Source organism: Streptomyces sp. S07_1.15 (assembly GCF_020739505.1).
In the GTDB taxonomy this organism is placed as follows: domain Bacteria; phylum Actinomycetota; class Actinomycetes; order Streptomycetales; family Streptomycetaceae; genus Streptomyces; species Streptomyces xinghaiensis.
On the sequence record NZ_JAJBZK010000001.1, the window covers coordinates 1,364,752 to 1,389,646 of the forward strand.

Below are 24,895 nucleotides of genomic sequence, written 5' to 3' on the forward strand. Positions count from 1 at the left end.
CAGCCCTGCCCGGCCCCGCCCCGCCCTCCTGTCAACCATGGTTGACAGGAGCCGCTCGTCAACCTAGATTGACAGGCATGGCAGGAACAGAGGCGAACGACACACGCGACACCGCCGAGGCCGCCATGGACCGCGATCCGGCGGTCGGGCTGCGCGCGGTGGCGGCACTGCGGCGGCTCGTGGAGCGCCTGGAGACCCTGCAGGTCGACAGCGCGCGCCGGCAGGGCTGGTCCTGGGAGGAGATCGGGACCGCGCTCGGCGTCAGCAGGCAGGCCGTTCACAAGAAGCACGCGAGGAGGTAGCGGGATGTTCGAGCGATTCACCCGACAGGCCCGGCAGGTCGTCATCCAGGCACAGGAGGAGACCCGGAACCTGGGGCACCCGGCGGTCGGTTCGGAGCATCTGCTGCTCGCCGCGCTGTCCCGGCGGGACGATCCGGCCGCGGCGGCGCTCTCCCGGCTCGGCGTCACGGCCGGCTCCTGCCGGACCGAGGTCGAGCGGCTGACGGACCGGGGCGGCAGCGGCCTGGGGCCGGACGACGCGGAGTCGCTGCGCTCCCTGGGCATCGATCCGGACGAGATCCGCAGCCGCGCCGAGGCGGCCTTCGGACCCGGGGCGCTCGACCCCAAGCCGGAGAAACCGGAGCCCGCCCGCGGCCTGCGACGGCTGGTCCCCGTACGGCGCGCCCGGCGGGGCGGTGGTTCCCGCTCCGGCGGGCATCTGGCCTTCACGCCGCGCGCCAAGAAGGCACTGGAGCGCTCCCTGCGCGAGGCGCTGTCACTCGAGGACCGTCACATCGGTACGGAACACGTGCTGCTGGGCCTGCTGAACCCGGAGGACAAGGTCACCACCACCGTTCTGCGGCGCCTGGGCACCGAGCCGGACACCGCGCGGGCCACCGTCCTGTCCGGACTCGGCCGGACGGCCTGACAGACCCGCGGCCGAACGGCCCGGCCCCGCCGCCCGCGGCCCGCCGAGGCGCCCCCGGCACCGTGCCCGGGGCCTCAGCGGGCCATCTCCCGCAGCCGGCGCCAGACCTGGCGGGCGGCGTGGTGGCCGCACATGCCGTGGACGCCGCCGCCGGGCGGGGTCGCCGAGGAGCAGAGGAAGACCGCCGGGTGCGCCGTGCTGTACGGCACCCGGGCGAGCTTGGGGCGGATGGCGGACTGGAGGCCGTCGAAGGCTCCGCAACCGATGTCGCCGCCCACGTAGTTGGCGTTCTTCGCGGCCATCTCGGGCGGCCCGGCGGTGGCGCGGGCCAGCACCAGATCCCGGAAACCGGGAGCGAACCGTTCGAGCTGGCGCTCGATCACCTCCGTGGCGTCGCCCGTCCAGCCGTTCGGCACATGGCCGTACGCCCAGAAGGTGTGCTTGCCCTCCGGGGCGCGGCTCGGGTCGGTCAGGGTGGGCTGGGCGGTGAGCAGCAGCGGTGTCCTCGGCTCCCGGCCGCCGACGGCCCGCCGCAGCGCGTCGTCGATCTCTCCGTAGGTGGGTCCGATGTGGACCGTGCCGGCCCGCCGCGCCTCGGGGGCCGTCCACGGCACCGGGCCCGACAGTGCGTAGTCGATCTTGAAGACGCCCGGTCCGTGCCGGAAATTGCGGTAGGCGTTGCCCAGGCCGGCGATCTCGGCGAGGGCCCGCGGCGCGGTGTCGAAGACGTACGCGCGGGCGGGCGGCAGTTCGTCCAGCCGTTTGACGGTGACTCCGGTGTGGACCGTGCCGCCCAGTTCCCGCAGATAGCCGGTGAGGGCGTCGGAGATCGCCTGCGAGCCGCCGCGCGCGATGGGCCAGCCCCGCTCGTGCGCGGCGAGGGCGAACATCAGCGCGACCCCGCCGGAGGCGATGCTCGTCGGGGCCGCGATCACGTGTCCGGCCAGCCCGGCCAGCAGAGCGCGCGCCTTGCCGTCGCGGAACAGGCGCGCCAGCAGGGCCACCGGCAGACCGGCGACGCTCATGAACCGCGCCCACCGCAGCGGGTCGCGGGGCACGCCGAGCCACTGGGTGCGCAGGAAGTCGGCGGAGAGGGTCTCCCAGTGGCCGGTGAACGGTTCCAGCAGCCGCCGGTACGCGCCCGCGTCCCGCGCTCCGAGCGAGGCGGCGGTCTCGCCGACCGACGGGGCCAGCACGGCTGCGGTGCCGTCCGCCCAGGGGTGGGCCAGGGGCAGGTCGTGGTGGAGCCATTCCAGCCCGAAGCGGCCGAGCGGCATGGTGTCGAACGCGGGCGAGCCGATGCCCAGGGGGTGGACGGCGGAGCACGTGTCGTGGCGGAAGCCGGGGAGCGTCAGCTCCTCGGTGCGGGCCCCGCCGCCGACCCCGTCCCGGGCCTCGTAGGCGGCCACGGCGTATCCGCGGCGGGCCAGTTCGACGGCGGCGGTCAGGCCGTTGGGCCCGGTTCCCACCACCACCGCATCGAGCATCGACGGCACCGTACGACTCCCCTTCGGCTGCTGGTCCCCCCGGCCCGCCGGCCGGCCCGGTCCGCCGCTCCCGGGGTGCCTCGCGCGGGGCCTCGGCGGCTCCCACGGGTCTCCGGTCCGCGGCGGGTCGGCCGGTGGCGTTCCCGGTGGGGCGGTCCCCGGCCGCCACCGCGCGTCCGCCCGTCCCGCTGAGCGTCCGTCAGCGGGACGGGGCGGACGGCCCGGTTACCGGCCGGTGGCCAGGATAGGCCCGCCCGGCGGCGGAGCACCGGACGGGACGGCCGCCGGCCCGGGCCCCGGCGCCGGACCCGCTCAGCGACCGCCCTGGTCCGTGCGCCGGGGAAGGCCGGAGCCGCGCATCAGTTCCAGGATCCGGCGGGCCGTGCGTCCGTCGCGGGCGGCGGTGAACGGCAGGGCGTTGCCCCCGGTGAGAGCGAACGGCTCGCCCGACATGGTGGCGCTCGCCCCGCCCGCCTCGGCGACGAGCAGCAGGCCCGCCGCGTGGTCCCAGACGTTCTCCCAGCCGAACGCGACCGCGTCCAGCGTCCCCTGCGCGACGTGCAGATACTCCAGCCCCGCCGAGCCGCACGGCCGGGGCGCCACCCCGTCGACCACGAGCCGGGCGAAGGCCTCGTCCTCCTCCAGGGAGGTGAAGTCGGGGTGCGAGGTGGCGATCTCCAGCAGTTCGCCGGGCTGCGCGGCACCGCAGCGCAGCGGCTCGCCGCCCAGCCGGGCCCCGCCGCCCTTGACCGCGACCGCCATCCGGTCGGTGGCCGGCGCGTACGTCCAGGAGGCCAGCACCTCCCCCTCGCGGGCGAGCGCGACCAGGGTCGAGAAGCCCGGGTCGCCGTGGACGAACTGGCGGGTGCCGTCCACCGGGTCGACGATCCAGACCGGCGCCGGGCCCTTCAGCGCGTCCAGCACCCCCGGGTCCGCGGAGACGGCCTCCTCGCCGACCACGACGGAGCCCGGCAGCAGCGCGGGCAGCGCCGCGGTCAGCCGTTCCTCCGCCAGCCGGTCCGCGACCGTGACCAGGTCGTGCGGCCCCGTCTTCACGTCGATCTCGTGCGAGGCGAGCTGCCGGAAGCGGGGCATCACCTCGGCGGCCACCGCCTCGCGCACGGCCTGCTCGGCGGCGTCCAGCAGTGTGGCCCGCTCCTCCGCGGACAAGTCATCGATCATGTGGTCCATCGAATCACGACCGCCGGACACCCCGCCCGCGGTGCACGGACACGGAACATGGCGGGCGGCTGAACTCCGGGAGCGGGGGCGCTCACGGGCGCCGTGGTGCCGCCCGGGAGCCCGCCCGGAGGCGCCGATCGCTGTGCCGTGCGCGGGGCGGGGGCACGGCACCAGGGCGCGGCCCCGGGAATGCCCCGCTCGAGAACACCGTGCTCCGGATCCGCCCGGCTCAGGGCCGCCGTTCCGCCTCCACGGCGTCCTGCGTCCGTCGCAGCGCCGCCCCGAGCAGTTCGGCGCCCTCCTCCGCCTCGGCGACCGTCAGGGTGAGCGGCGGGGCGATGCGCAGGACGTTCCCCTCGCGGCCGCCCCGGCCGACGAGCAGCCCTTCCGCCCGGGCGTGTTCGAGGGCGAGACCGGCGGCGTGCGGTGCGGGCCGGCCGTCGGGCCCGGCGAGTTCGACGCCGATCATCAGTCCCCGGCCGCGCACCTCCCGGACGACGGGCAGGCCCGCGGTGACCGCGCGCAGCCGCTGGATGAGCAGGCCGCCGACCCGCCGCGCGTTGCCCTGCAGGTCGTGCTCCAGCAGATGGGTGAGATTGGCCAGCCCGGCGGCCATGGTGACGGGGCTGCCGCCGAAGGTGGAGACGGAGTGGGCGTCGAGGCAGTTCATGACCTCCGCGCGGGCGACGACCCTGCCGACCGCCATGCCGTTGCCGATGCCCTTCGCGAACGTCAGCATGTCCGGCGGGCCGGAGGCGGCGTGCGCCTGCCAGCCCCAGAAGTGGTCGCCGGTGCGGCCCCAGCCCGTCTGCACCTCGTCGCTGATCCAGAGGATGCCGTGCCGGTCCAGCACCTCGCGGAACGCGGCGTAGAGGCCGTCGGGCGGCGCGGTGAACCCGCCGACGCCCTGCACCGGTTCGGCGATGAGCGCGGCGGCGCCGCCGTGGGCCTGGCCGAGGACGTCCTCCAGATCGGCGACGCAGGCGTCGGTGAAGGCGGCGTCGGACAGTTCGGCGAACGGGCCGCGGGTACGGACCCCGCCGTGCACGTACAGCGTCTGGAAGGGGGACAGACTCGTCGGCGACCAGGCGGAGTTGCCGGTGACGGAGACCGAACTGAACGACCGGCCGTGGTAGCCGTTGCGCATCGCCAGGATCTGGTTCGAACGGCGGTACGCGGTGGCCAGCAGCAGGGCGGTGTCATTGGCCTCGGTGCCGGAGGCGGTGAAGAAGACCCGGGCGTCCGGGATGCCGGAGAGGGTGGCGATGCGCTCGGCCAGCTCCACCATGGGGCGGTTGAGGTAGAGGGTCGAGGTGTGCAGGATGCGGCCGGCCTGTCCCGGACGGCGGCGGTCACCTCGGGCAGGGCGTGGGCGGTCATGGTGGTGAGGACGCCGCCGTAGAAGTCCAGATAGCAGCGGCCCTCCGCGTCCCAGACGTGCCGCCCCTCGCCGTGGGTCAGCTCGACCGGATCCTCGTAATAGAGGGTCAGCCAGTCCGGCATGACGGCGCGGTGGCGGGCCCGCAGCGGGGGCCGGATGCCGCTCTGCTCGACGGTGGGATGGGCCGAACCCGGCCCGGTGGGGGCGGCCGGGGGGCGGGGCGGTGAGGAGAAGAGCGTCATGGGCGCACCAGCTTTCCGGGAACGGGAGATCGGGTCCTCACGGGCATCGGGTGGGACGGGTGGCGGGTGGACGGGCAGCAAGTGGACGGGCAGCAGGTGGGACCAGCACGGCACCGGCGCGGACCGGGGCCGGCGGCCGGTGCCGGGGCGGGCGCCGACCGGGGTGATCGGGGTGACCGGGGTACGGGCGGTGCTGGTCCGGCGGTTGATACCCGAGGGGTTGCTGACCCGGGACAGCGGCCTGCCCGGCGGCCGGGGATCGCCCCGGGCCGGGCCCGGGACGGGCGGCGCCGGCCGGGCCCGCGTCGGGGGCGTACGAGCGTCGGGACGGTGGCTTCCGGGGTGAGGGAGAACGTAGGCCGCCCCGCGAGCCCGGGCAAGCCCATCTCCCCGGAACCCCGGTGTCGGCCGGGTTTCCCACCGCAACGGGCCACAGCGGCCGGCCCGCGGCAAGCGGATCGAAGCGGACGGGCCACGGGAGTCCCCACGTCACCCACGTGTCACCACCGCCCCCGCCGCCCCGCAGCGGCAGGACCGACCGCGCTTCCGGTCGTTTCCGGCCACGAGGGGCCACGGCGGGCACAGCGAACGCGGCAGCACACCGGGCACACCGGGCACGCACGGCAGGAGAGCTCCGCATCGCAGCAGCGGTAAGGAGGCCGGGACACCGGGCCGGAACGGGCAAGGACCAGGGCGAGGCGAGGCGAGGCCGGACCGAACAGGCGGAGCCGAAGCGGTTCGTGGACCGGGCCGGACCGGACAGCCCGCTCGGGCAGCAGCACGTGCCGCCACGCAGGTCCGGCCGCGCCCCCGGGGGGCGGATCGGCGGGACGGCAGCCAGAAAGGGACAGCGATGGACAGGGCCGACCGGGACCAACGGTCGGTGGTGCGCAGTCGGCGGCGGGCGGCCCGGCCGGCGCAGCGCCGTCACGCCGTGTCGGGGATGCCCGGCAGGCCCGCGCCGCGCAGCACATGGGCGAGGTTCCGGTACCGCTGCGGTGAGCCGGCCGCCGCCTCCAGCAGCGGCGGCACCAGTGCGCCGGGATCCGCTTCCGCCACCCGGGCCGCATGCTCGTCCGTACGGGCCCGGAGCATCCCGCCCAGCAGGACCGCCGTCTCCTCGTGGCGGCCGTCGGCGCGCAGGGCGAGCGCGGTGTCCGCCACCTCGGCCGCCGGCCGGCCCGCGCACTGGGCGAGGAGCGCTCGGCAGTCGTCGCCGCGCCCTGCGTCGGCGAGGGCCCCGGCCATCGCGGCGAGCGCGGCCGGGGGCAGTGTGGCGGCCTCCCACAGCAGCGTGGCGACCTCGGCGGCCAGCCCTTCCCGCTCCAGTTCCCCGGCGAGGAGCGGCAGTCGGGCGGCGGGCCGGGCGGCGGCCTCGCTCAGCAGCGCGTATGCCTCTCCGCTGCGGCCCGCGGCCCGCAGGGCGCGCAGCCGGACCGCCGTGTCCCGTGCTTCGGCGTACGCCGCGGCGAGCATCTCCCGCTCCCGGGCGGAGGCGCGCTCGCGCCGCTCGCCGTCCCCGTCACCGGCCTGGTACGCGCCGGCGAAGCGTGCCCCGCGCGGTGCGGCGGCGGGCGCTGCCGGAGGGTGGGGGCCGGGGTCGGGAGCCACCGGCGGGGCGGCGGGCGCGGCGTTCTCCTCCTCGGTCTCCAGTCCGGCGAAGCGTGCCCCGCGCGGACGGGCGGCCCGCTTCGGCACGGCCCGGCGGGGGGACGCCGGCTCACCGGCACGCCCGTCGGCGGGACCGGGGCGGCCCGCCGGAGGTTCGGGGGAAGCGGCGGGCCCGGACGGCTCCGGGGCTCCGGACGGAGACAACGGAGACAGGGGTCCGGCGGCGGCCCCGGCCTGCCCGGCCCGGGAAGCGGCCTGCCCGGCCCGGGGAACGGACCAGGGAGCGGCCTGCCCGGCCCGGGAGCCGGACGGGGCGTGAGGGCCGGTGGAGGCGCCGGCAGGGGCCGCCTCACCGGGCCGGGTGCGCCCGGGGTGTGCGCCGTCCGGCCCCGTACCGGGAACGGCACCGGCCGCTCCCGCCGTCGCCGCTGCCGCTGCCGTCTCCAGGGCCTCCAGCCGCCTGCGCAGTTCCGCGCAGCGGGCCGAGGCCCGCCGTATGTCGTCCTCCGCCCATGCCAGTTCGGCACTGGTCCGGGCGCTCTCCTCCGCTGCGGACGGGGACCCCCCGGCGTTCCCGGTCAGTCTCCGGCGCCGCACCGCCGCGTACTGGCGTTCCCGGATCATCGCGTCGAGCTGGTCGAGCAGCGTCTGCCGGCCGCCCGGACGGGCGTCGTACGAGGCGGCGGCCACCCGGTACGCCTCCCGCACCACCCCGTACACCCGCTCGGCGGCGGGGAGACCGTGCAGCGCCGCGTGGTCCTGGAGCAGGGCCTCGGCCACGTCCCAGGGCAGCAGGTCCCGGCCCTGGAAGCAGGCGGCCATGCCTTCCGGATCGCGTCGGAGAAAGACTCCGAACCAGCCGCCGGCGGGGTCCAGCTCCGCGGTCAGCTCTCCCAGCACTCGCGTGAACTCCCCCATCGCGGCGGGGTGTTGTTCTTCCGTCACTCTCGTATCTCTCTCCCGACCGCCCGGTACGTGCCCCTCGGGGCATTGGACACCGCGCGTGTTCGGTGGGAGTGACGGGAAGGCTACGGACGCTTTTCGTCCGGTTGTGACGGTGCGGTGCGCGCGCCGCCCACCGGACCGCGGGCCGCCCCGGCGCCGGGGCGGCCCGGGCCGGGCCCCGGTCAGAAGGTGACGGCGATCCCCGTGTGCGGCCGCTTGCCCAGGCGCGCCAGGGCTCCGCCCGTGTCGACGATCCGGAAGCGCCAGCCGTACTTGCGGGTCATCTCCCGCCGGACGTGAACGAGCCCGGCCGGGTCCAGCAGCCGCGCCTCGCCCGGGACCGGCCGGGCCCCCTCCTCGACGTTGCCCCGCACGTCGCACGGCGTCACGGTCACCCGGCCGCTGTTCCGGATCCGCTTGACCTTGCCGCTGTCGGTCTTCGTCCAGACGTAGAGCCGCTCCCCGTCGGAGGCCGCCCAGACGGGTGTGGGGACGGGGGTGCCGTCCCGCCGGTGGGTCACGAGCCGGACGTAGGAGGCGCGGGCGAGTTCTTCGGGGACCATGGGCCCACCCTACGGGCCGTCCCCGCACAGTGGGCCCGGCCCGGAGGCCCCCGCCGCCTCCCTCTCCCGCTCCCTCGCCTTTTCTCTCCTCACGACGCCCGTCCCGGCCCCGGAGCCGGTAACCCGCACGCGGTTTCCACGAGGTCCCACGGGCGCACGGGAGCCGATCGCGGGCCGGCCCGGCTGGGCCACGTCATCGTCCCGGCTGCGTACCGTCCCGGCCGAGCCACCGTCCCGGCACCTCACCGCCGCGGCCGGCTCACCCGCCGGCCCGCTGCCCGCCGGCGCCCCGCTTCCGCTCGTCCACCACCATCGCGGAACCGCCGCCCCGCCGTTCCTTCTCCGCCGCGGCCAGCCAGCGCCCGTCCGGCAGCAGGCGGATGCCCGTCACGGCGCCGATCTCCGGGTTGCGCGCGAAGCGGTGGCCGAGGGCCTCCAGCCGCTGCCGCACCGGGTCGTCCCACAGGCCGGGCTCCATCTGGGTGGTGGCCGTGTTGCGCTGGCTGACGCGCGGGGCGGCGATGGCCTCGGCGAGCGGCATCCCGCGGTCCAGATGGTTCGTGAGCGTCTGCAGCACCGTCGTGATGATCGTCGAGCCGCCCGGTGATCCCAGGGCCACGACCGGCCTGCGGTCGGCGTCGAGCAAGATCGTCGGGGACATGGAGGAACGCGGCCGCTTGCCGGGGCCGGGAAGGTTCGGGTCGTGGACGCCGGGGGCGGCGGGGGCGAAGGAGAAGTCGGTCAGTTCGTTGTTGAGCAGGAAGCCGCGGCCGGGGACGGTGATGCCGCTGCCGCCGGTCTGCTCGATGGTGAGGGTGTAGGCGACGACGTTGCCCCAGCGGTCGGCGGTGGTGAGATGCGTGGTGCTCTCGCCCTCGTACGTCGTCGGCGCGGCGGCGCCGCCCGTGCGGCAGGCGGCCGGGTCGCGCGGGTCACCGGGCGCCACCGGGCTGCTGAGCACGGCGTCGTCGCGGATCAGGCACTCCCGGGAGTCGGCGAAGCGCTGCGACAGCAGTTCCCGCGTCGGCACGTCCTCGAACGCCGGGTCGCCCAGCCAGCGGCCCCGGTCGGCGAAGGCGAGCCGGCTCGACTCGATCAGCCGGTGCAGGTAGCGCTGCTCGTCCGCCGCCGCGAGGTCCGTGTTCTCCAGGATGTTGAGCGCCTCGCCGACGGTGGTGCCGCCGGAGGAGGACGGTGCCATGCCGTACACGCCGAACCCCCGGTACTCGGTGCGGGACGGTGCCTGGCGCTTCGTCCGGTATTCGCGCAGGTCGGCGGTGGTCAGATCGCCGGGCCGCGGATCGCGCCCGGCGCCGGGGCGGACCGGGGGCCGGCGCACGGTGTCCGTGATGTCGCGGGCCAGCTCCCCGCGGTACAGCGCCCGGCCGCCGCCGCGGGCCAACTCGCCGTAGGTGCGGGCGAGATCGGGGTTGCGGAGGGTGGAGCCGACGACGGGTGGCTCACCGCCGGGGAGGAACAACTCGGCGGAGGCGGGGAAGTCCCGGAAGCGCTCCTCGTTGGCGGCGGTCTGCTGCCGGAAGGTCTCGTCGACGGTGAAGCCGTGCCGGGCGATCCGCTGGGCGGGGCGCAGCACGTCGCGGAGGGACTTGGTGCCCCAGGCCCCGAGTGCGGTGTCCCAGGTGGCGGCCGTGCCGGGGGTGCCGACGGAGAGGCCGCTGGTGACGGCCTCGCCGAAGGGGAGCGGTTCGCCGTCCTCGTCCAGGAAGAGGGTTTCATCGGCGGTGCGCGGGGCGGTCTCGCGGCCGTCGACGGTCCGCACGGTGCGCCGCTTGGCGTCGTAGTACACGAAGTAGCCCCCGCCGCCGATCCCGGCGGAGTAGGGCTCGGTGACGCCGAGCGCGGCCGCGGTCGCGACGGCCGCGTCCACGGCGTTGCCGCCGCGCCGCAGGATCTCGATGCCGGCGGCCGAGGCGTCCGGGTCGACGCTGGCGACCGCCCCGCCGTAGCCGGTGGCGACGGGCGACTTGGCGGGCGGGACGGTGGCCGGGGCCGTGGCGTAGGGCCCGCCGGCCCGGGTGCCGTCCGCCGTGCCCGTCCCCGTCCCCGTCGGTGGCGCGGCCGCCGCCGTGGACAGAACGGCTGCCATGGCGGCGAGCAGCGACAGATTGCGAACGGCGGCGGGACGGGGCATGCGGACCTCCATCGGCACGAACGCGGGTACGACGGGAGCACAGGGACGGGGACGGGCAGGGCGCGGGCACGGATCACGGGCAGGGCAGCGGACGCGGGCACAGGTCACGCACACCGGCACGGGCACGGAGCCCGACGCCAGCACATGGCACACGGCCCACGGCGTGCCGACACCACACCGCCGTCCGGCACACCACAGCCCCAACCACGCCTCCCGCAGCGGTGGTTCGCGGCAGCCTAACCGCGCCGCAGGCTGCCCGTCAGCAGCGCCACGCGCACCGCTGCCCCGCCACCGCGGGGGCGCCACCGGCCCGCCCTCATCCGCGCCCGGACGCCGGCACCGCCGCGGCGGGAAGCGGCCCTTCGCGACGTATCACCCTCCGGGCTCGAACAGGGATGCGTCCCGGCGCTACGATCCCCGGCCATGAACGACGACGTGCGCAACCTCGTCCTCGGCGTGATCGGTACCGGCCTCAGCGCCTCCATCGGCTGGTTCGCCCGCACCTATCTGTGGCGCCGCAAACTCCGCCGCAAGCAGCGGTTCTTCGGGCTGCCGACCAACTCCGAGTGTCTGCTGGTGGTCAACCGGTCGGCGGGGGCGAGCGACTGGACCGTCGCCCGGCGCGACGTGTTCGCGCTGCTGGAGCTCTCCGCGCTCATCAAGGACTGCGAGGCGCACGCGCAGATCATCGCCCACGACACGGCGCAGCAGGGCTTCGGCGACCGCACGGAGTTCTGCATCGGCGGCCCGGTGTCGAATCAGCGGATGGCCGCCCATCTCTACTCGATGCTGCCGGGGATCTCGGTGAACACCGACCCGGAGCCGGGGCCGGACCGCGGCTCCTTCAAGATCGGCACCGAGCGGTACCGCTGGGAGCCGGGCCGGGTGGAGTACGTCATCGTCGCGCGGCTCACCGCCGAGGAGAAGAAGCGGCCGGTGTTCCTGGCCAGCGGCCAGCACTCGATCGCCAACCAGGCGGCGGTGCGCTATCTGGCCCGGCACCACGCCAAACTGGCCCGCAAGTACGGCGACAGCACGTTCGTCCTGCTGCTGAAGGTGGCCAACTCGTCCGCCTACGGCCCGGACATGGTCGAACTGGCGGCCGACGTGACGGACGCGGCCACCACCCCGGCCCCGGTCCCCGGGCCCCGCGCCTCCCGCCGGGCGGCGAACAACAGCTGACGCCCCGGCACGCCGGAAGCACTCCCTCGAGGCGGGGGCGCCGACGGCCTGTTCGAGCGGGATAGCGCGCGTGCCGCCGAAGAGCGCACCCCTGGCGGGGAGCTCCCCGCGTTCCGGCCGCTGAAGGCCGCTCCGTCTCTTGACGGCTGCTCCGTCCGTTGACGGCCGCTCGGTCCCTTGACGGCCGCTCCACCCCGTTGACAGCCGCTCCGTCCGTTGACGGCCGCTCCGCGCGCCGGCGGCCGGGACCGGTGCCGCGCCCGCCACGACGGCGATGCGGCGCGCGCCGCCCGCGCCGCCCGCGCCGCCCGCGCCGCCCGCGCCGCCCATGCCGCCCGCGCGGGTGAGTGAACGCCTCCGGGAGCCGTCCTCAACCCGAACGACACATTGTTACCGTCGCGTAACGTTCCAGTCTATTACCCCCGGTAATCCAAGAGGTTACCGTCGAGTCACTTCCGCGTGTTCGCGTGCCGGGCCTCACCCACCCGGCACCGATGTCAGGAGCTGACCCCCATGGCACACCCTCGTCGTAAGCCCCTGCGTGCCTCCACCGCCGGCGTGGCCTCGGCCGCCGTGCTCGCCGGCACCGCCCTCTCCCTCGCCCCCGCCCCGCCCGCGCAGGCGGCGGAGCCCACCACCTCCGCCTCCTCCCTCACGGCCGGTGCCACCGCTTCCTCCCCCACCGTCAGGTTCGTCGAGATCGCGGGCCACGGCGGTACGAAGCTCGCCGCGAACGTCGTCACACCGTCCGGCGGTGACGGCGCCGGCCGCTACCCTCTCGTCGTCCTGCCCACCAGCTGGGCGATGCCCCAGATCGAGTACCTCGCCCAGGCGCAGCGACTGGCCGACGACGGCTATGTCGTGGTGAGTTACAACTCCCGCGGCTTCTGGCAGTCCGGCGGCGAGATCGAGGTGGCCGGCCCGGAGGACATCGGTGACGCGACCAAGGTCATCGACTGGGCCCTCGCCAACACCCCGGCCGACCCGGACGCCGTCGGCATGGCCGGCGTCTCGTACGGAGCGGGGATCGGGCTGCTCGCCGCCGGGTTCGACGACCGCATCAAGGCCGTCGTCGCGCTGAGCGGCTGGGCCGATCTGATCGACTCCATCTACAGCGGCCGGACCCAGCACCTCCAGTCCGCCGGGCTGCTCACCGGCGCCGGCTACCTCACGGGACGCCCGAGCGAGGAGCTGGAGACGGTGCTGAAAGGATTCTTCGCCTCCGATCTCTCCCAGGAGGAGTCCATGATCGCGTGGGGGAGGAAGCGCTCCCCCGCCACCTACATCGACCGGATCAACGCGAACGGCGCGGCCGTCATGCTCGGCAACGCCTGGGGCGACTCGATCTTCCCGCCCAACCAGTACGCCCGCTTCTTCGAGAAGCTGACCGGTCCCAAACGCCTGGAGTTCCGCCCCGGGGACCACGCCACCGCCGAGGCGACCGGCCTGCTCGGACTGCCCAACGACACCTGGACCAGCGCCCACCGCTGGCTCGACCACCACCTCAAGGGCGAGGACAACGGCGTCGACCGCGAACTGCCGGTCCGGCTCAAGTCCCGCTCATCCGGCGGCTACGAGAGCTACGCCGACTGGAAGTCCGTCCCGTCGAAGGCGGAGAGGATCCCGCTGGGCACCACCCAGCACATCAACACCAACATCGACTCCGGCGCCAACGGCGGCACCCTGATGCTCTCCAGCATCCTGGACCAGTTCTTCCGGATCCCGCCCATGGCGTCGATCCCGCTGCTGCCGCGCTCCCTGGCCGCCGTCTGGCACTCGGAACGCTACCCGTCCGAACAGCGCGTGCGCGGCACCGTGAAGCTGCACACCACCGTGACCAGCGACAAGTCCAGCGGCACGGCCGTCGCCTACCTCTACTCCGTCGGCCCGCTGGGCATCGGCAAGCTGGTCACCCACGCGCCCGTCACCTTCCACGACCGCACCCCCGGCAAGCCGTTCACCGTGGACCTGGAGCTGTACTCCACCGCGTACGACGTGCCCGCCGGCCACCGGCTGGCCGTGGTCGTCGACTCCGTCGACCCGCTCTACATCGAGCACAACCCGAGCTGGGCGGACCTCACCTTCTCCTCACCCGCCGACGACCCCTCGTACGTCTCCGTCCCCCTGCGCGACTGACAGCCGGGGAAGCACCGGGACAGCGGCGCAGCCGACAGCGGCGGAAGCCGCTTCGGAACCCCGCCCGGCCGGGCCCTCACCCGGCCGGGCGGGCCCCTGCGCGGCACCGGTCAGAGTTCCGCCGCCTCCGCGTACACCTGCGACAGCTCGGGCGCCCCGGTGACGGCCCAGTCGACCCCCTTGCCCACCGCGTCCAGCTCCCGCCCCGACGGGAGCCGCACCACCGGCCCCACGCCCGGCCACAGATACCAGCGGGCCCCGGGCACCGTGCGGACCACGACCGTGCCCAGGTAGAGTCCCGCGTCGTTCCCCAGCCGGGCCAGCTCCTCCGGGTCGTCGCGCCAGCGCGGCAGAAGCTGGTCCAGGGCCGCCAACGAAGCCGGGCTGCCGTCGAGTCCGATGCCCGCCGTCTCCGCCCGGGCGCGCAACAGCTCGCATTCCGCGAGCAGTTCGGCCGGTCCCTCACCCTCCTCGCCCCACAGTTCTCCCGCCGGGCTCCGTAACCCCACTCCGTGGCCCGCCTCCCGCCGCCTGCGCCATGTGCCCAGAAAAGGGATCTCCATACCGCCAGCGTGGCACCCGCGTCCACCCGAATGCCACAGGGCGCGCGGTCCCCATCTGGCCGATTGTTCGCACCGATGTCATCCTGGACTCTCCGGGGCTTCATCCGGCACCTGTCGTATCGCTGCTGCGCGTTCCGCCCGCCCGTGTCCCGCCCACGGCCGGGTGAGCGCCGTCGCCGTCGTTGTCGCCACTGATGGGGTTGGTCGCCGATGCCGAGGTCCAGGGCACGCCGGGAAGCACGGCTCGGACGGGCACACCGGACACCACCTCCCGGACGCTGCGGCACGGTGCTCCTCGCCGGCCTCTCCCTCGTCCTGACGGGCACCCCCGCCCTGGCCGGCCCCGCGGAACGCGCGCCCGCCACGCACCGCCCGCTCCCCCTCCACCGGCTCTTCGACAACACCGCGATCAGCGACGACGCCCGGCCGGACGGCGCGGACTTCGACGGCGCGGGCCGTTCCCTCTCCGCCGGCGACCTGCGGGCCGCCGGCTGGACCCCGGGCCGCACCCTCGCGCTCGACGCGGCCCGGCTCACCTGGCCGCGCTCCGCGCCCGGGGAGCCCGACAACGTCCGGGCCGACGGCCAGTCCGTGGCCTTGCGCGGGCGCGGCGGAGCGGTCACCTTCCTGGTGGCCGGCACCGGCGGCACCGCGAGCGGCAGCGGCACCATCCGCTACCGCGACGGCACGCGAGGCACCTACACCCTGACGGCCCCCGACTGGCGCTCCGGGCCGGCCGCCACCAGGGCCGTCACCCTGCCCCACATCAACAGCCCGGATGGGCAACTCGCGGAGAAGGCCCGGCTCTACGCGGTGACGGTGGCCGCGGAGCGCGGCCGGGCCGTCGCCTCGGTGACGCTGCCGCGCGACCCCGGGCCGGAGACCGATCTGCACGTGTTCGCGGCCGCGGTGCGCGCGACGGACACCGGCTGGACCGGGAGCTGGTCCCGGGCCGTCGGCGGCTACGCCAAGGCCGGGCCGTGGACCGACCGGACGCTGCGGCTCGTCGTGCACACGAGCGCCGGCGGACGGGGGCTCCGGATCCGGCTCTCCAACACCTTCGCGGACACCCCGGTGCGCATCGGCGGCGCCACGGTCGCCGTCCAGCGGAAGGGCGCGGAGCCCCGCGGCGAGCCGGCGCGGCTGACCTTCGGCGGCCGGTCCGGCACCGAGATCCCGGCCGGCGCGCAGGCATGGAGCGACCCGCTCCGCTTCCCCGTCCCGGCCGCCACGAACCTGCTGGTCAGCTTTCATCTGCCGGAGACGGTGACGGCCGTGCCCGTGCACACCAAGGCCATCCAGCGCTCCTACCTCAGCGAACAGGACAGCGGCGACCGCACCGCCGATACGAGCGGAGCGGCGTTCACCGGTTCCCTCACCACCTACCCCTTCCTGACCGGGGTGGACGTGCGCGGCGGCCCCGGGTCCGTGGTGGTGCTCGGCGACTCCATCACCGACGGCAACCACTCGGAGGAGGGCGGCAACCGGCGCTGGCCGGACGTGCTGGCCCGGCGCTTCCTGGAGCAGGACGACGTACCCCGCCACGGGGTGCTGAACCAGGGCATCTCCGCCAACCGCGTCGTGACCGACCGCTACCCGGGAGAGGGCGTCGACCGGGACACCGCCGGGGTCAGCGCCCAGCACCGGCTGGAGCGGGACGCCCTCGCGCAGACCTCCGCCCGCACGGTCGTCGTCTTCGAGGGCATCAACGACGTGCGCTGGGACACCCCGCCCGAACAGGTCATCGACGGGCTGCGCGCCATCGGGGAGCGGGTGCGGGCCCGCGGGCTGCGCGCCGTGGCGGCGACCCTGACGCCCTGCGAGGGCTACCCGGACTGCACATCCGAGGTCGAGGCCCGCCGTACGGCCGTCAACACGTATCTGCGCGAGCGGGGGACGCGGGAGAACGGCGGGCCGTTCGACGCGCTGCTCGACTTCGACGAGGTGCTCCGCGACCCCGGGCGGCCCACCCGGATGCTGCCCGCCTACGACAGCGGCGACGGGCTCCACCCCGGCCACGAAGGGCTCCGGGCGCTGGCCGACTCGGTCGACCTGCGGGAGCTGGTGGAGCGCGGGCGGTGAGCCGGGCGGGGGCGGCGGACGGCCGGGCCTGAGCAGCCCGGCCACCCGGCCGGACCCGGGCGTCAGATGTCGAGGTCGACGACCACCGGGGCGTGGTCCGAGGCACCCTTGCCCTTGCGCTCCTCGCGGTCCACGTACGCGTCCTTCACCGCGCCGGCCAGGGGAGCGTTGCCGTAGACCAGGTCGATCCGCATACCGCGGTTCTTGGGGAAGCAGAGCTGGCGGTAGTCCCAGTAGGTGTACGGGTGCTCGTACTTGAGCGGGCGGGGCACGACGTCGGACAGGCCCGTGTCGCGCAGGGCGGCCAGGGCCGCCCGCTCCGGCTCGGTGACGTGCGTGGAGCCCTCGAAGAGCGAGCGGTCGTACACGTCCTCGTCGGTCGGCGCGACGTTGTAGTCGCCGAGGACCGCGAACGGGCGCTCGCCCGCGGCGTCCTCCGCGACGGCCGAGCGCAGCGCCTCCAGCCAGCGCAGCTTGTAGGCGTAGTGGTCGTGGCCCACCTCGCGGCCGTTGGGGACGTAGACCGACCAGAGCCGCACCGGGCCGCAGGTGGCCGCTATGGCGCGGGGCTCCGTCCTGCCGTCGTAGCCGGGGTCGCCGGGCAGGCCGGAGGTGACGTCCTCCAGACCGACCCGGGAGATCAGGGCCACTCCGTTCCACCGGCCGTCGGCGTTGACCGCCGACTCGTAGCCCAGCTCCCGCAGCTGCTCGCGGGGGAACTGCTCGTCGGTGCACTTGGTCTCCTGGACGCACAGCGCGTCGGTACCGCTGCTCTCCAGCCAGGCCAGCAGCCGGGGCAGCCGGGCAGTGATCGAATTGACGTTCCAGGTCGCGATGCGCATGGCACCGAATCTACCCGGCACCGCCGACAGCCGGGACCGGCCGCCCTCGGCGGGGCCGGGAACGGGGCCGGGAACAGGGCTGGGAACGGGGCCGGGGCCAGGCCCGGGCGGCACGTCCGGCCGGCGGGCCCGGGCAGCGGTCGGCCGCTCAGAGCCGGAGGCTGCCCCCGGGCTCCAGCCGGCCGTGCTCGGCCCCCGCGACGCCGGGGCCGCCCGGGCCGAGCATCCGGTCGTAGATCGGCCGGGCCTGTTCGGACAGGAGGCCGTCGTGGATGTCGATCGCCTGCCGCGGCCGCACCTCGCGGACGTAGTCGATGATCTCGGCGACCTTGTTCCACGGCGCGTGCACCGGCAGCATCAGCGTGTCCACCGGGCGGCCCGGCACGGTCAGCGCGTCCCCCGGGTGGAACACCGAACCGTCCAGCAGATAGCCGACGTTGGTGACCCGCGGGATGTCCGGGTGGATCACGGCGTGCAGCTCGCCGTGCACCTCGACCTCGAACCCGGCCGCGGTGAAGGTGTCCCCGTGGCCGACGGTGTGCACCCGGCCGGGGAACGCGGCGGTGAGCTGCCGGGCCACGCTGTCCAGGGTCCAGATCCGTGTCTCGGGGTCGGCCTCCAGGGCGGCCCGCAACCGGTCCTCGGCGAAGTGGTCGGGGTGCTCGTGGGTGACGAGCACGGCTTCCGCGCCGACCGCCGCGTCGGGCTCGCTGAAGCCTCCCGGGTCGATGACGAGCGTCCGGCCCTCCTTCTCCAGCCGGATGCAGGCGTGGCCCTTCTTGGTGAGCTGCACTGGTCGCTCCTCCAGTCCGTCTGTCCGTCTGTCCGTCTGTCCGCACGGTGCGGCCGGACGCCCGGCGCGGGCGCCCCGTGGCCGTCCCGCCACCCCACCGTGGGCCTTGCCGCTGTGCGCCTTGCCGCCGGCCATCCTGCTACACCGGCGGGGTGGTCTCCTGCAGGATCACCTCGCGCGCCACCTTGAACGCGGAGTTGGCCGCCGGCACCCCGCAGTAGACCGCCGTCTGCAGCAGAACTTCCTTGATCTCCGCGGGAGTCAGCCCGTTGCGGAGCGCGGCGCGGGTGTGGAAGGCCAGCTCGTCGAGGTGGCCGCCGGCGACGAGCGCGGTGAGCGTGATGACGCTGCGGGTGCGCCGGTCGATGCCGGGGCGGGTCCACACCTCGCCCCAGGCGTAGCGGGTGATGAACTCCTGGAAGTCGGCCGTGAAGTCGTCGGTGGTCTCGATCGCCCGGTCCACGTGGGCGTCGCCCAGCACCTCGCGGCGCACCTTCATCCCCGGCTCGTACGGGTCGGGACGGCCGGCAACCGTCTCCGCGGGGATCTCGGCCGGGGCGATCTCCCCGATGGGACCGGTACGGGCGCCGGGCGGCGAGGTGGCGACCGCCCGCCGGTCGGCGGACGCGGCGACCGGCACGGCGCCGGTGCGCTCGGCGGCGCCCGGCCAGGAGCCGGCGAAGTGCCGTACGAGCAGGTCGGTGACGGCGGACGGCTGCTCCACGGGCACCAGGTGCGAAGTGCCGGGCACCAGCGCGAGCCGCGAGTCGGGGATCCCGGCGACCAGGACGCGGGCGTCGGCGGGCGAGGTCACCCGGTCCTCGGACCCGGCGAGCACCAGCGTCGGCACACCGATCCGGCCGAGTTCCTTGCGCACGTCGAAGGTGGCGAGGGCCTCGCAGGCGGCGATGTAGCAGCCGGGGTCGGTGGTGCGCACCATCTGTACGGACCATTCGACGATCGCGGGCTGCGCGGCTGCGAAGGCCGGGGTGAACCAGCGTTCGGGCGCGGAGCGGGCGATCGGGTCCAGCCCGTTGGTGCGGACGATGACGCCGCGCTGCCGGTGCTCGTCGGCCGTGCCGAACCGGGCGGCCGCGGAGACCAGGGCGAGCGAGGCGACACGGGCCGGGTGGCGCAGCGCCAGCTCGGCACCGACGGCGCCGCCGAGCGAACAGCCCGCGTAGCCGAAGCGGTCGACGCCCAGGGAGTCGAGGGCGGCCAGGAGGCGGTCGGCGAGACCGGAGACGGAACCGGCGGCGTGTGCGGGGGCACCGCCGTGCCCGGGCAGATCGAAGCGGATGACGCGCCAGTGCCCGCTCAGTTCGGGAATCTGCCGGTCCCACATGTGCCAGGTGGTGCCGAGGGCCGGACCGAGGACCAGTACGGGGGCGCCCTCCGGGCCGTCACAGCGGTAGTGCAGGGGGTTCGGTGGTGACTCGCTCACGCCCCAGAGCCTCTCACGTGTCATGGATGCCCCTATAACAGGGACGCTGGATACCGTCCCTGACCAGGCCGAACACACCTTCGGGCGACACCGACGCGGTAGGTGGCGCGGCGCTGTCAGTGGCGGGTGCCAGCATCGGGCGCATGACGGACATCACAGCTTCGGGATTCGACTGGCGTTCCTTCCTGCGCAGGTGGAGCGGGGAGTGGGCGGACTCCCTGCCGGCCGGCGAGACGCGGAGCGAGGCCGACGAGGCCGCGCGGCAGGCGCGGTGGCTGGGCTTCCCGCCCGCGTCCGAGGAGCGGATCACGGCCATGGAGGAGCGTCTCGGCCGCCCGATGCCCCCGTCGTACCGGGAGTTCCTCCAGGCCAGCGACGGGTGGCGGCACGCGGGCGGGTTCGTGTGGCTGCTGGCCGGGACCGGGGGCGCCCGGTGGCACGAGAACGCGTCGGGGCTGGCGGAGATGTTCGAGCAGTACCTGGACGAGGACGCCGGGCCCGAGGAGCGGCGGGAGGCGGATGTCTGGCGGCGCGGTCTGCAGCTCGACGTCGAGTCCGACATCACTTACGTCGTGATGGACCCGGAGGACGGGGACGGCGAGTGGGCCGTGTACACCTGGGCGAGCTGGCGGGCCGAGCCACCCGAGCGGCACGCGAGCTTTCTCGAGTTCATGAAGGCCATGTACCGGGAGTTCCATTGCTTACGGGCGCGCTCGTGCGACGGGAGGCCGGTGTTCGTCAACGACACGACGCGGAAGCTGGACGCGCTGGTGGAGGAGGCCCGGCTGGAGGCGCTGCGCGGCGGGTGGGAACGGGCCGTCGAGGCGCTGGACGAGGCCGGGGAGTACGGCAGACCGCGGGCCAGGGGGCTGGGCGACCAGATACGCCGCCTGCTGGGACGGACCTACATGGTGTATTTCGACGACTTGGTGACGGACCCGCGGTACGCGCCCGAGCTGCTGCCGCTGCTGGTCGCCGAACACGCGGGCCACGCGTACCGGGGCGACTCCGCGCTGACGTCCCGTCTGGGCGGCGCCGGTGAGGACATCAGGGCACTGGCTCACGCGCTGCTGGAGCGGATACGGAACGGCACCTACCGCTACACGGCCGCCGGACCGTTCGGGGAGGCGGTCGAGCGGGCGCGGGAGCTGGCCCGGTGGGGGGACACCGACGGGGCGTGGCGGACTCTGAAGGACGCCCTGTCCTGGTGGGAGCCGCTGGGACCGGACCATCTGGCGCCGCTGGGGTGGGTGGCCGACCCGGTGCTCGGGCCGCTGCTGACCCCGGAGCGGGGCCGTGAGCTGCTGTCCACGCCGCGGGGCGGGCAGGCGGGTGAGATGCCGGAGCCGACGGCCGGGCTCGACCCGGGCGGCCTGGCGTGGCTGGCGGAGCCGGACCCGGTCAGCAGCCGCACGTCCTACCGGTTCGTCCTGGTGGAGGGGGTGGAACCGGCGGAGCTGCCCGGACTTCTCGCGGACGGGGACGGCACCGCGCTGAACCCTCCCATGAGCTCCTGGGAGGCACACCGGAGTCTGCTGGACGGCAGGAGGGAGTACTCGTCCTACGAGGACCGGGCTCTCCTGGCGGTCGGCCGCGCCGGTCCCGGCTGGAGTTTCGCCTTCGACGGCCATCCGGCCCCGTTCGACCGGCAGCGGTTCGTCTCCCCGTCCGCGGTCGCCGCCGCGGGCGCTCGCGCGGTGGTGGTGTGGAGCGACTTGAGAACGCGGCACGGGGAACCGCTCTTCCACCTGTCGGTGGCGCGGGAGGGTGCCGAGCGGTACGCCTTCACCTGCGCGGACGGAGAAGTCCGGCAGAGCGGGCGGATACCGCCGGCGCTGGACCCGAGCCGCTTCTTCGGGACCGTCGCCGCCGTCGGCCCGGAGGGCGGCGCCGAGGCGGAACGGCCGCTGCTGGAGGCGGTGGCCGGGGAGTTCGGTGTCCACCTGCCGCGTCACGCGATCGTGCACGGGCGGCTGCACACGTTCACCAGCCGTTCCTGGACACGGCCGCCCCGTGACGGTGAGTGGTACTGGTCCGCGTGGACCGAAGAGCCCCACGGCGGGCGGGCGGCGGGCGGCGGAGAAGCGGGCGGAGAGGAGACGGCGCGCCGGTGAGTGCACCGCCGGGGCCCGGGCCACCGACGGCACCGGACCCGGACCGGCCCGATGCCGATCGTCGTCGTCCGGGACGCATGCTGAGCCCCGTCGGAGCGACGTGGGCCGTGGCACCGCGCGGGCCGGCCCCGGTACCGGCCCGCGTCACAGGCTCACACGTCACAGCTCACAAGGTGACAGCGCACGCGGTCACAGCTTCACGGTGGAGACGACGTACACCATCGGGTGCGCCGGGTTGCTGCGGTCGACCGTCACCTTCAGCCGCGGGCGCGGGCCCGGGTGGTCCAGCACCAGGCCGGACCAGTCCTCCTTGTCGGTGGGTACGGTGCTCAGGGCGCGGGACGAGGCCGACGGCTGTCCGGCGCCGAGGTGCCAGCCGACCTCGGCGGCCTCCTCGGCGGTGATGGTCACCCTGCCCTCGTCCAGTTCGCCGGGGCCGGTGCCGATCCGGCCCAGGAACAGGTTCAGCCCGTTCTCGGACGTGGTGAACTGCACATACAGCTTGCTGGTGTTCCAGCTGTTGGACTCGTAGAAGGCGACGTCGTCGGAGTAGCCGGTGATCGGCACCTCGTAGATGCGGCGGGTCACCCGGGGCGGCCACTCCGCCGTCAGGCCCTGCGCGGACGCCCGGGCCTGCTTGTCGCGGCCGCTGTCCCGGCTCTGGCCCGCCGAGATCACGATGTAGCCGGCCGGGACGCCGATGAGCAGGATGACGACGAAGAGGATGAACCAGCGGCGGCGGTTGCTGGGATGCTTCCACGACGAGTGCCGCCGGGGCCCCTGACCGTCACCGGGCGGGCCGCCGCCCGCGCCGGGGGTACCACCCGCGCCCGGGCTGCCGTCACGCCCGCCGTCCTGCCGCCCGCCGGAGCCGGCTCCGGCGCCGTCGGCGGGCCCGTTCCGCTCACCGCGGGGCGGCTCGGAGCCGCCTCCGTCAGCCGTGCCGTCGTGGACCGTGCCATCGTGCGCCGTGCCATCGTGCGTCACGCCGTCCCCGCCGGTGTCCGCCCCGGTGCGGGGACCGATCCTCTCCGTGGTCATGTCCGGCCTCCCCGTACCACCTGCGCGTACCGCTCGTAGCGTTCCTGCCGCTCCACCCGCCGCCGGTTGGCGCGGCGGAAGCGGCGGGCCACCAGCCGCGCCAGGTCGGCGGCCCCGACCAGACCGGCCTCGTTGCCGAGCTGCGCCTTGCTGATCGTGGCCTCCGGGCGGTAGCCGCGCCCGGTGAGCTGGCGGCGGAAGGCGTCGCGGGCGGGGCCGATCAGCAGATCGTCGGCCGCGCTGACCCCGCCGCCGACGACGAAGCAGGCCGGATCGAGGGCCGCGGCCAGATTGGCGATGCCGACGCCCAGCCACTGGCCGATGTCCTGGAGCAGTTCGACGCACATGGCGTCGCCCTCGCGGGCCAGCTCGGTGATGAGGGGGCCGGTGATGTCGGCGATGTTGCCGCCGACCCGGTCGATGATGTTGTACGCCACCGGGGAGTCGGCGGCGGCCAGCTCGCGGGCCTCCCGGACCAGGGCGTTCCCCGAGCTGTACTGCTCCCAGCAGCCCCGGTTGCCGCACGGGCAGCGGTGGCCGCCGGGCACGACCTGCATATGGCCGAACTCCCCCGCGACGCCGTACGCGCCCCGTTTGACCTGGCCCTCCTCCAGGATGGCGCCGCCGATCCCGGTCCCGAGGGTGATCATGACGAGGTGGTCCGTGCCGCGCCCGGCGCCGAAGCGCCACTCGCCCCAGGCGGCGGTGTTGGCGTCGTTGTCGATCATGACGGGAACGGCGAGCCGGGAGGTCAGGGCGTCCCGGATGGGCTCGTTCCGCCAAGCCAGGTGGGGGGCGAAGAGCACCCGGGAGCGGTCGGCGTCGACCCAGCCGGCCGCGCCGATGCCCACGGCGTGGACGTCGTGCCGGTCGGAGAGGTCCAGGACCAGTTCGACGATGGTGTTCTCGACGACCTTGGGGCTCTTGGACTTGTCCGGCGTCTCGGTGCGGATCTTCTCCAGGATGTTGCCGTCCGCGTCCACGACCCCGGCGGCGACCTTGGTGCCGCCGATGTCGATGCCGACGGTGGGAACGCGCGGGGCGGTGAGGTGCGAGCGCCGCTCGCGCGTCCCCACGGTCCGCAGAACAGTGGCCCGGGCCGGTCCCCGGTGGGTCAACTCGCGGTAGGTGCTCATCGGCTCACAAGGTCGTCGGGGTGGTCGGCCGGTCCGGCACGGAGGGCGCCGGGGGCCGCCGGTCGGCGATGGTCGGTCGCCCGAGGGACGATTGTGCCTCAGACGGGGCGGACGGCGCACAGCGGCGGACCCGGGCACGGGAGCCGGGCGCCGCGTGGCGGCCGGGCGCACGGCCGGGCGCCGCTCCGGGGGGACGGGCCGGGCCCCGGCACGGGCCGCCGCCGGGATCCGCGCCCCGGCCGTCACGCCGTGGCGGTGCGGCGGTCCTCCGGCGCCGTCAGGTCCGGTGCCGGGCCGCGCTCCAGTTCGTGGCTGAGCTGCTCCAGCTCCGAGCCGCCCGCCATCTGCCGGGTGAGCTCGTCCAGCCCGATCGCGTCCCGGCTGTGGCTGCCGGCCATCGCACCCCGCTTGAGGAGGACGAACCGGTCCCCCACGAGGTAGGCGTGGTGCGGATTGTGGGTGATCAGGACGACGCCCAGACCGGCGTCCCGGGCCGCCGCCACATACTTGAGCACCACCCCGGACTGCTTGACGCCGAGGGCCGCCGTGGGCTCGTCCAGGACGAGGACCTTGGCCCCGAAGTGGATGGCGCGGGCGATGGCCACGCACTGCCGCTCACCGCCGGAGAGGGTCCCGATCGGCTGGTCGACGTCGCGCAGGTCGATGCCCATGCGCAGCAGCTCGCGGCGGGTCGTCGCGCGCATCGTGGCGACGTCGAGCCGCTTGAACGGGCCCCGGCCGACGGTCGGTTCGGAGCCGAGGAAGAAGTTCCGCCACACCGGCATCAGCGGGACGACGGCCAGGTCCTGGTAGACCGTGGCGATCCCCAGGTCGAGGGCCTCGCGGGGGGAGGACAGCCGGCGCTCCTCGCCGTCGACGGCGAAGGTGCCGCCGTCGTGCCGGTGGAGCCCCGAGATGATCTTGATCAGGGTGGACTTGCCCGCCCCGTTGTCGCCCAGGACGCAGGTGATCCCGCCCGCGTGGACCTCCAGGCTGACGTCCTGGAGCGCTTTGATGTTGCCGTAGAACTTGCTCACGCCGCGGAGGGCGACGAGGGGAGCGGCGGCAG

Annotated in this window: 18 protein-coding genes and 1 pseudogene; 6 read left to right on the forward strand and 13 right to left on the reverse strand. The window is 75.0% G+C overall.

Annotated features, from left to right (window positions below; all coding sequences use genetic code 11):
- Positions 1–77 precede the first annotated feature (77 nt).
- Both LIX60_RS05820 and LIX60_RS05825 read left to right on the forward strand, forming a co-directional pair.
- Positions 78–302, forward strand: coding sequence for a hypothetical protein (locus LIX60_RS05820; protein WP_227957495.1), 225 nt, complete (start codon positions 78–80; stop codon positions 300–302).
- Between the two features lie 4 nt (positions 303–306).
- Positions 307–930 (forward strand): Clp protease N-terminal domain-containing protein, encoded by a 624-nt coding sequence (locus LIX60_RS05825; protein WP_227957496.1) that lies wholly within the window; start codon positions 307–309, stop codon positions 928–930.
- Positions 931–1,004: 74 nt separating this feature from the next.
- On the opposite strand, the gene LIX60_RS05830 is transcribed toward LIX60_RS05825, so the two are convergent.
- The 6 genes and pseudogenes from LIX60_RS05830 to ggt form a co-directional block, all read right to left on the reverse strand.
- Complete coding sequence (locus LIX60_RS05830) at positions 1,005–2,417, reverse strand: NAD(P)/FAD-dependent oxidoreductase (RefSeq protein ID WP_227957497.1); 1,413 nt, start codon at positions 2,415–2,417, stop codon at positions 1,005–1,007.
- 312 nt (positions 2,418–2,729) lie between these two features.
- Entirely contained in the window at positions 2,730–3,599 is an 870-nt protein-coding gene (locus LIX60_RS05835) for an inositol monophosphatase (protein WP_227957498.1), read from the reverse strand.
- A 229-nt stretch (positions 3,600–3,828) separates the two neighbouring features.
- Positions 3,829–5,102, reverse strand: a pseudogene (locus tag LIX60_RS05840) (aspartate aminotransferase family protein).
- A gap of 1,047 nt (positions 5,103–6,149) precedes the next feature.
- Positions 6,150–7,778 (reverse strand): hypothetical protein, encoded by a 1,629-nt coding sequence (locus LIX60_RS05845; RefSeq protein WP_227957499.1) that lies wholly within the window; start codon positions 7,776–7,778, stop codon positions 6,150–6,152.
- A gap of 182 nt (positions 7,779–7,960) precedes the next feature.
- Positions 7,961–8,341, reverse strand: coding sequence for a PPOX class F420-dependent oxidoreductase (locus LIX60_RS05850; RefSeq protein WP_227957500.1), 381 nt, complete (start codon positions 8,339–8,341; stop codon positions 7,961–7,963).
- A gap of 259 nt (positions 8,342–8,600) precedes the next feature.
- A complete protein-coding gene (gene ggt, locus LIX60_RS05855; protein WP_227957501.1) occupies positions 8,601–10,493 on the reverse strand; it encodes a gamma-glutamyltransferase in 1,893 nt (630 codons plus the stop codon).
- Positions 10,494–10,916: 423 nt separating this feature from the next.
- Between ggt and LIX60_RS05860 the strand changes: the two genes are divergently transcribed.
- Positions 10,917–11,675, forward strand: coding sequence for a hypothetical protein (locus tag LIX60_RS05860; RefSeq protein ID WP_227957502.1), 759 nt, complete (start codon positions 10,917–10,919; stop codon positions 11,673–11,675).
- Between the two features lie 513 nt (positions 11,676–12,188).
- Complete coding sequence (locus LIX60_RS05865; RefSeq protein WP_227957503.1) at positions 12,189–13,811, forward strand: alpha/beta fold hydrolase; 1,623 nt, start codon at positions 12,189–12,191, stop codon at positions 13,809–13,811.
- Positions 13,812–13,921: 110 nt separating this feature from the next.
- Here the strand turns inward: LIX60_RS05865 and LIX60_RS05870 are convergent, their stop codons facing one another.
- Positions 13,922–14,374 carry a DUF6278 family protein gene (locus LIX60_RS05870; RefSeq protein WP_227957504.1) on the reverse strand — a complete coding sequence of 151 codons (453 nt, stop codon included), beginning with the start codon at positions 14,372–14,374 and terminating at the stop codon, positions 13,922–13,924.
- A gap of 210 nt (positions 14,375–14,584) precedes the next feature.
- Here LIX60_RS05870 and LIX60_RS05875 point away from each other — a divergent pair, with 210 nt between their 5' ends.
- Complete coding sequence (locus tag LIX60_RS05875) at positions 14,585–16,456, forward strand: SGNH/GDSL hydrolase family protein (protein ID WP_374117806.1); 1,872 nt, start codon at positions 14,585–14,587, stop codon at positions 16,454–16,456.
- A 62-nt stretch (positions 16,457–16,518) separates the two neighbouring features.
- On the opposite strand, the gene LIX60_RS05880 is transcribed toward LIX60_RS05875, so the two are convergent.
- The 3 genes from LIX60_RS05880 to pcaC form a co-directional block, all read right to left on the reverse strand.
- Positions 16,519–17,298 (reverse strand): exodeoxyribonuclease III, encoded by a 780-nt coding sequence (locus LIX60_RS05880; protein WP_227957505.1) that lies wholly within the window; start codon positions 17,296–17,298, stop codon positions 16,519–16,521.
- Between the two features lie 148 nt (positions 17,299–17,446).
- On the reverse strand, positions 17,447–18,091 hold the full coding sequence (locus LIX60_RS05885; RefSeq protein WP_227957506.1) for an MBL fold metallo-hydrolase: 645 nt from the start codon (positions 18,089–18,091) through the stop codon (positions 17,447–17,449).
- Between the two features lie 139 nt (positions 18,092–18,230).
- Positions 18,231–19,559 (reverse strand): 4-carboxymuconolactone decarboxylase, encoded by a 1,329-nt coding sequence (pcaC, locus tag LIX60_RS05890; protein WP_265584803.1) that lies wholly within the window; start codon positions 19,557–19,559, stop codon positions 18,231–18,233.
- Positions 19,560–19,678: 119 nt separating this feature from the next.
- On the opposite strand from pcaC, the gene LIX60_RS05895 reads away from it, so the two are divergent.
- Entirely contained in the window at positions 19,679–21,649 is a 1,971-nt protein-coding gene (locus tag LIX60_RS05895) for an SMI1/KNR4 family protein (RefSeq protein WP_227957507.1), read from the forward strand.
- Positions 21,650–21,838: 189 nt separating this feature from the next.
- Here LIX60_RS05895 and LIX60_RS05900 read toward each other — a convergent pair whose 3' ends face one another.
- The 3 genes from LIX60_RS05900 to LIX60_RS05910 all read right to left on the reverse strand — a co-directional run bounded on the left by LIX60_RS05900 (position 21,839) and on the right by LIX60_RS05910 (position 24,863).
- Positions 21,839–22,690 (reverse strand): hypothetical protein, encoded by an 852-nt coding sequence (locus LIX60_RS05900; RefSeq protein ID WP_227957508.1) that lies wholly within the window; start codon positions 22,688–22,690, stop codon positions 21,839–21,841.
- Positions 22,687–23,826 carry an ROK family glucokinase gene (locus tag LIX60_RS05905; protein ID WP_019710973.1) on the reverse strand — a complete coding sequence of 380 codons (1,140 nt, stop codon included), beginning with the start codon at positions 23,824–23,826 and terminating at the stop codon, positions 22,687–22,689. Before LIX60_RS05905 ends, LIX60_RS05900 begins: the two co-directional genes overlap by 4 nt.
- A gap of 242 nt (positions 23,827–24,068) precedes the next feature.
- The gene (locus LIX60_RS05910; protein WP_227962645.1) at positions 24,069–24,863 is read right to left on the reverse strand and encodes an ATP-binding cassette domain-containing protein; all 795 of its coding nucleotides are present in this window, start codon (positions 24,861–24,863) and stop codon (positions 24,069–24,071) included.
- Between the last annotated feature and the right edge of the window lie 32 nt (positions 24,864–24,895).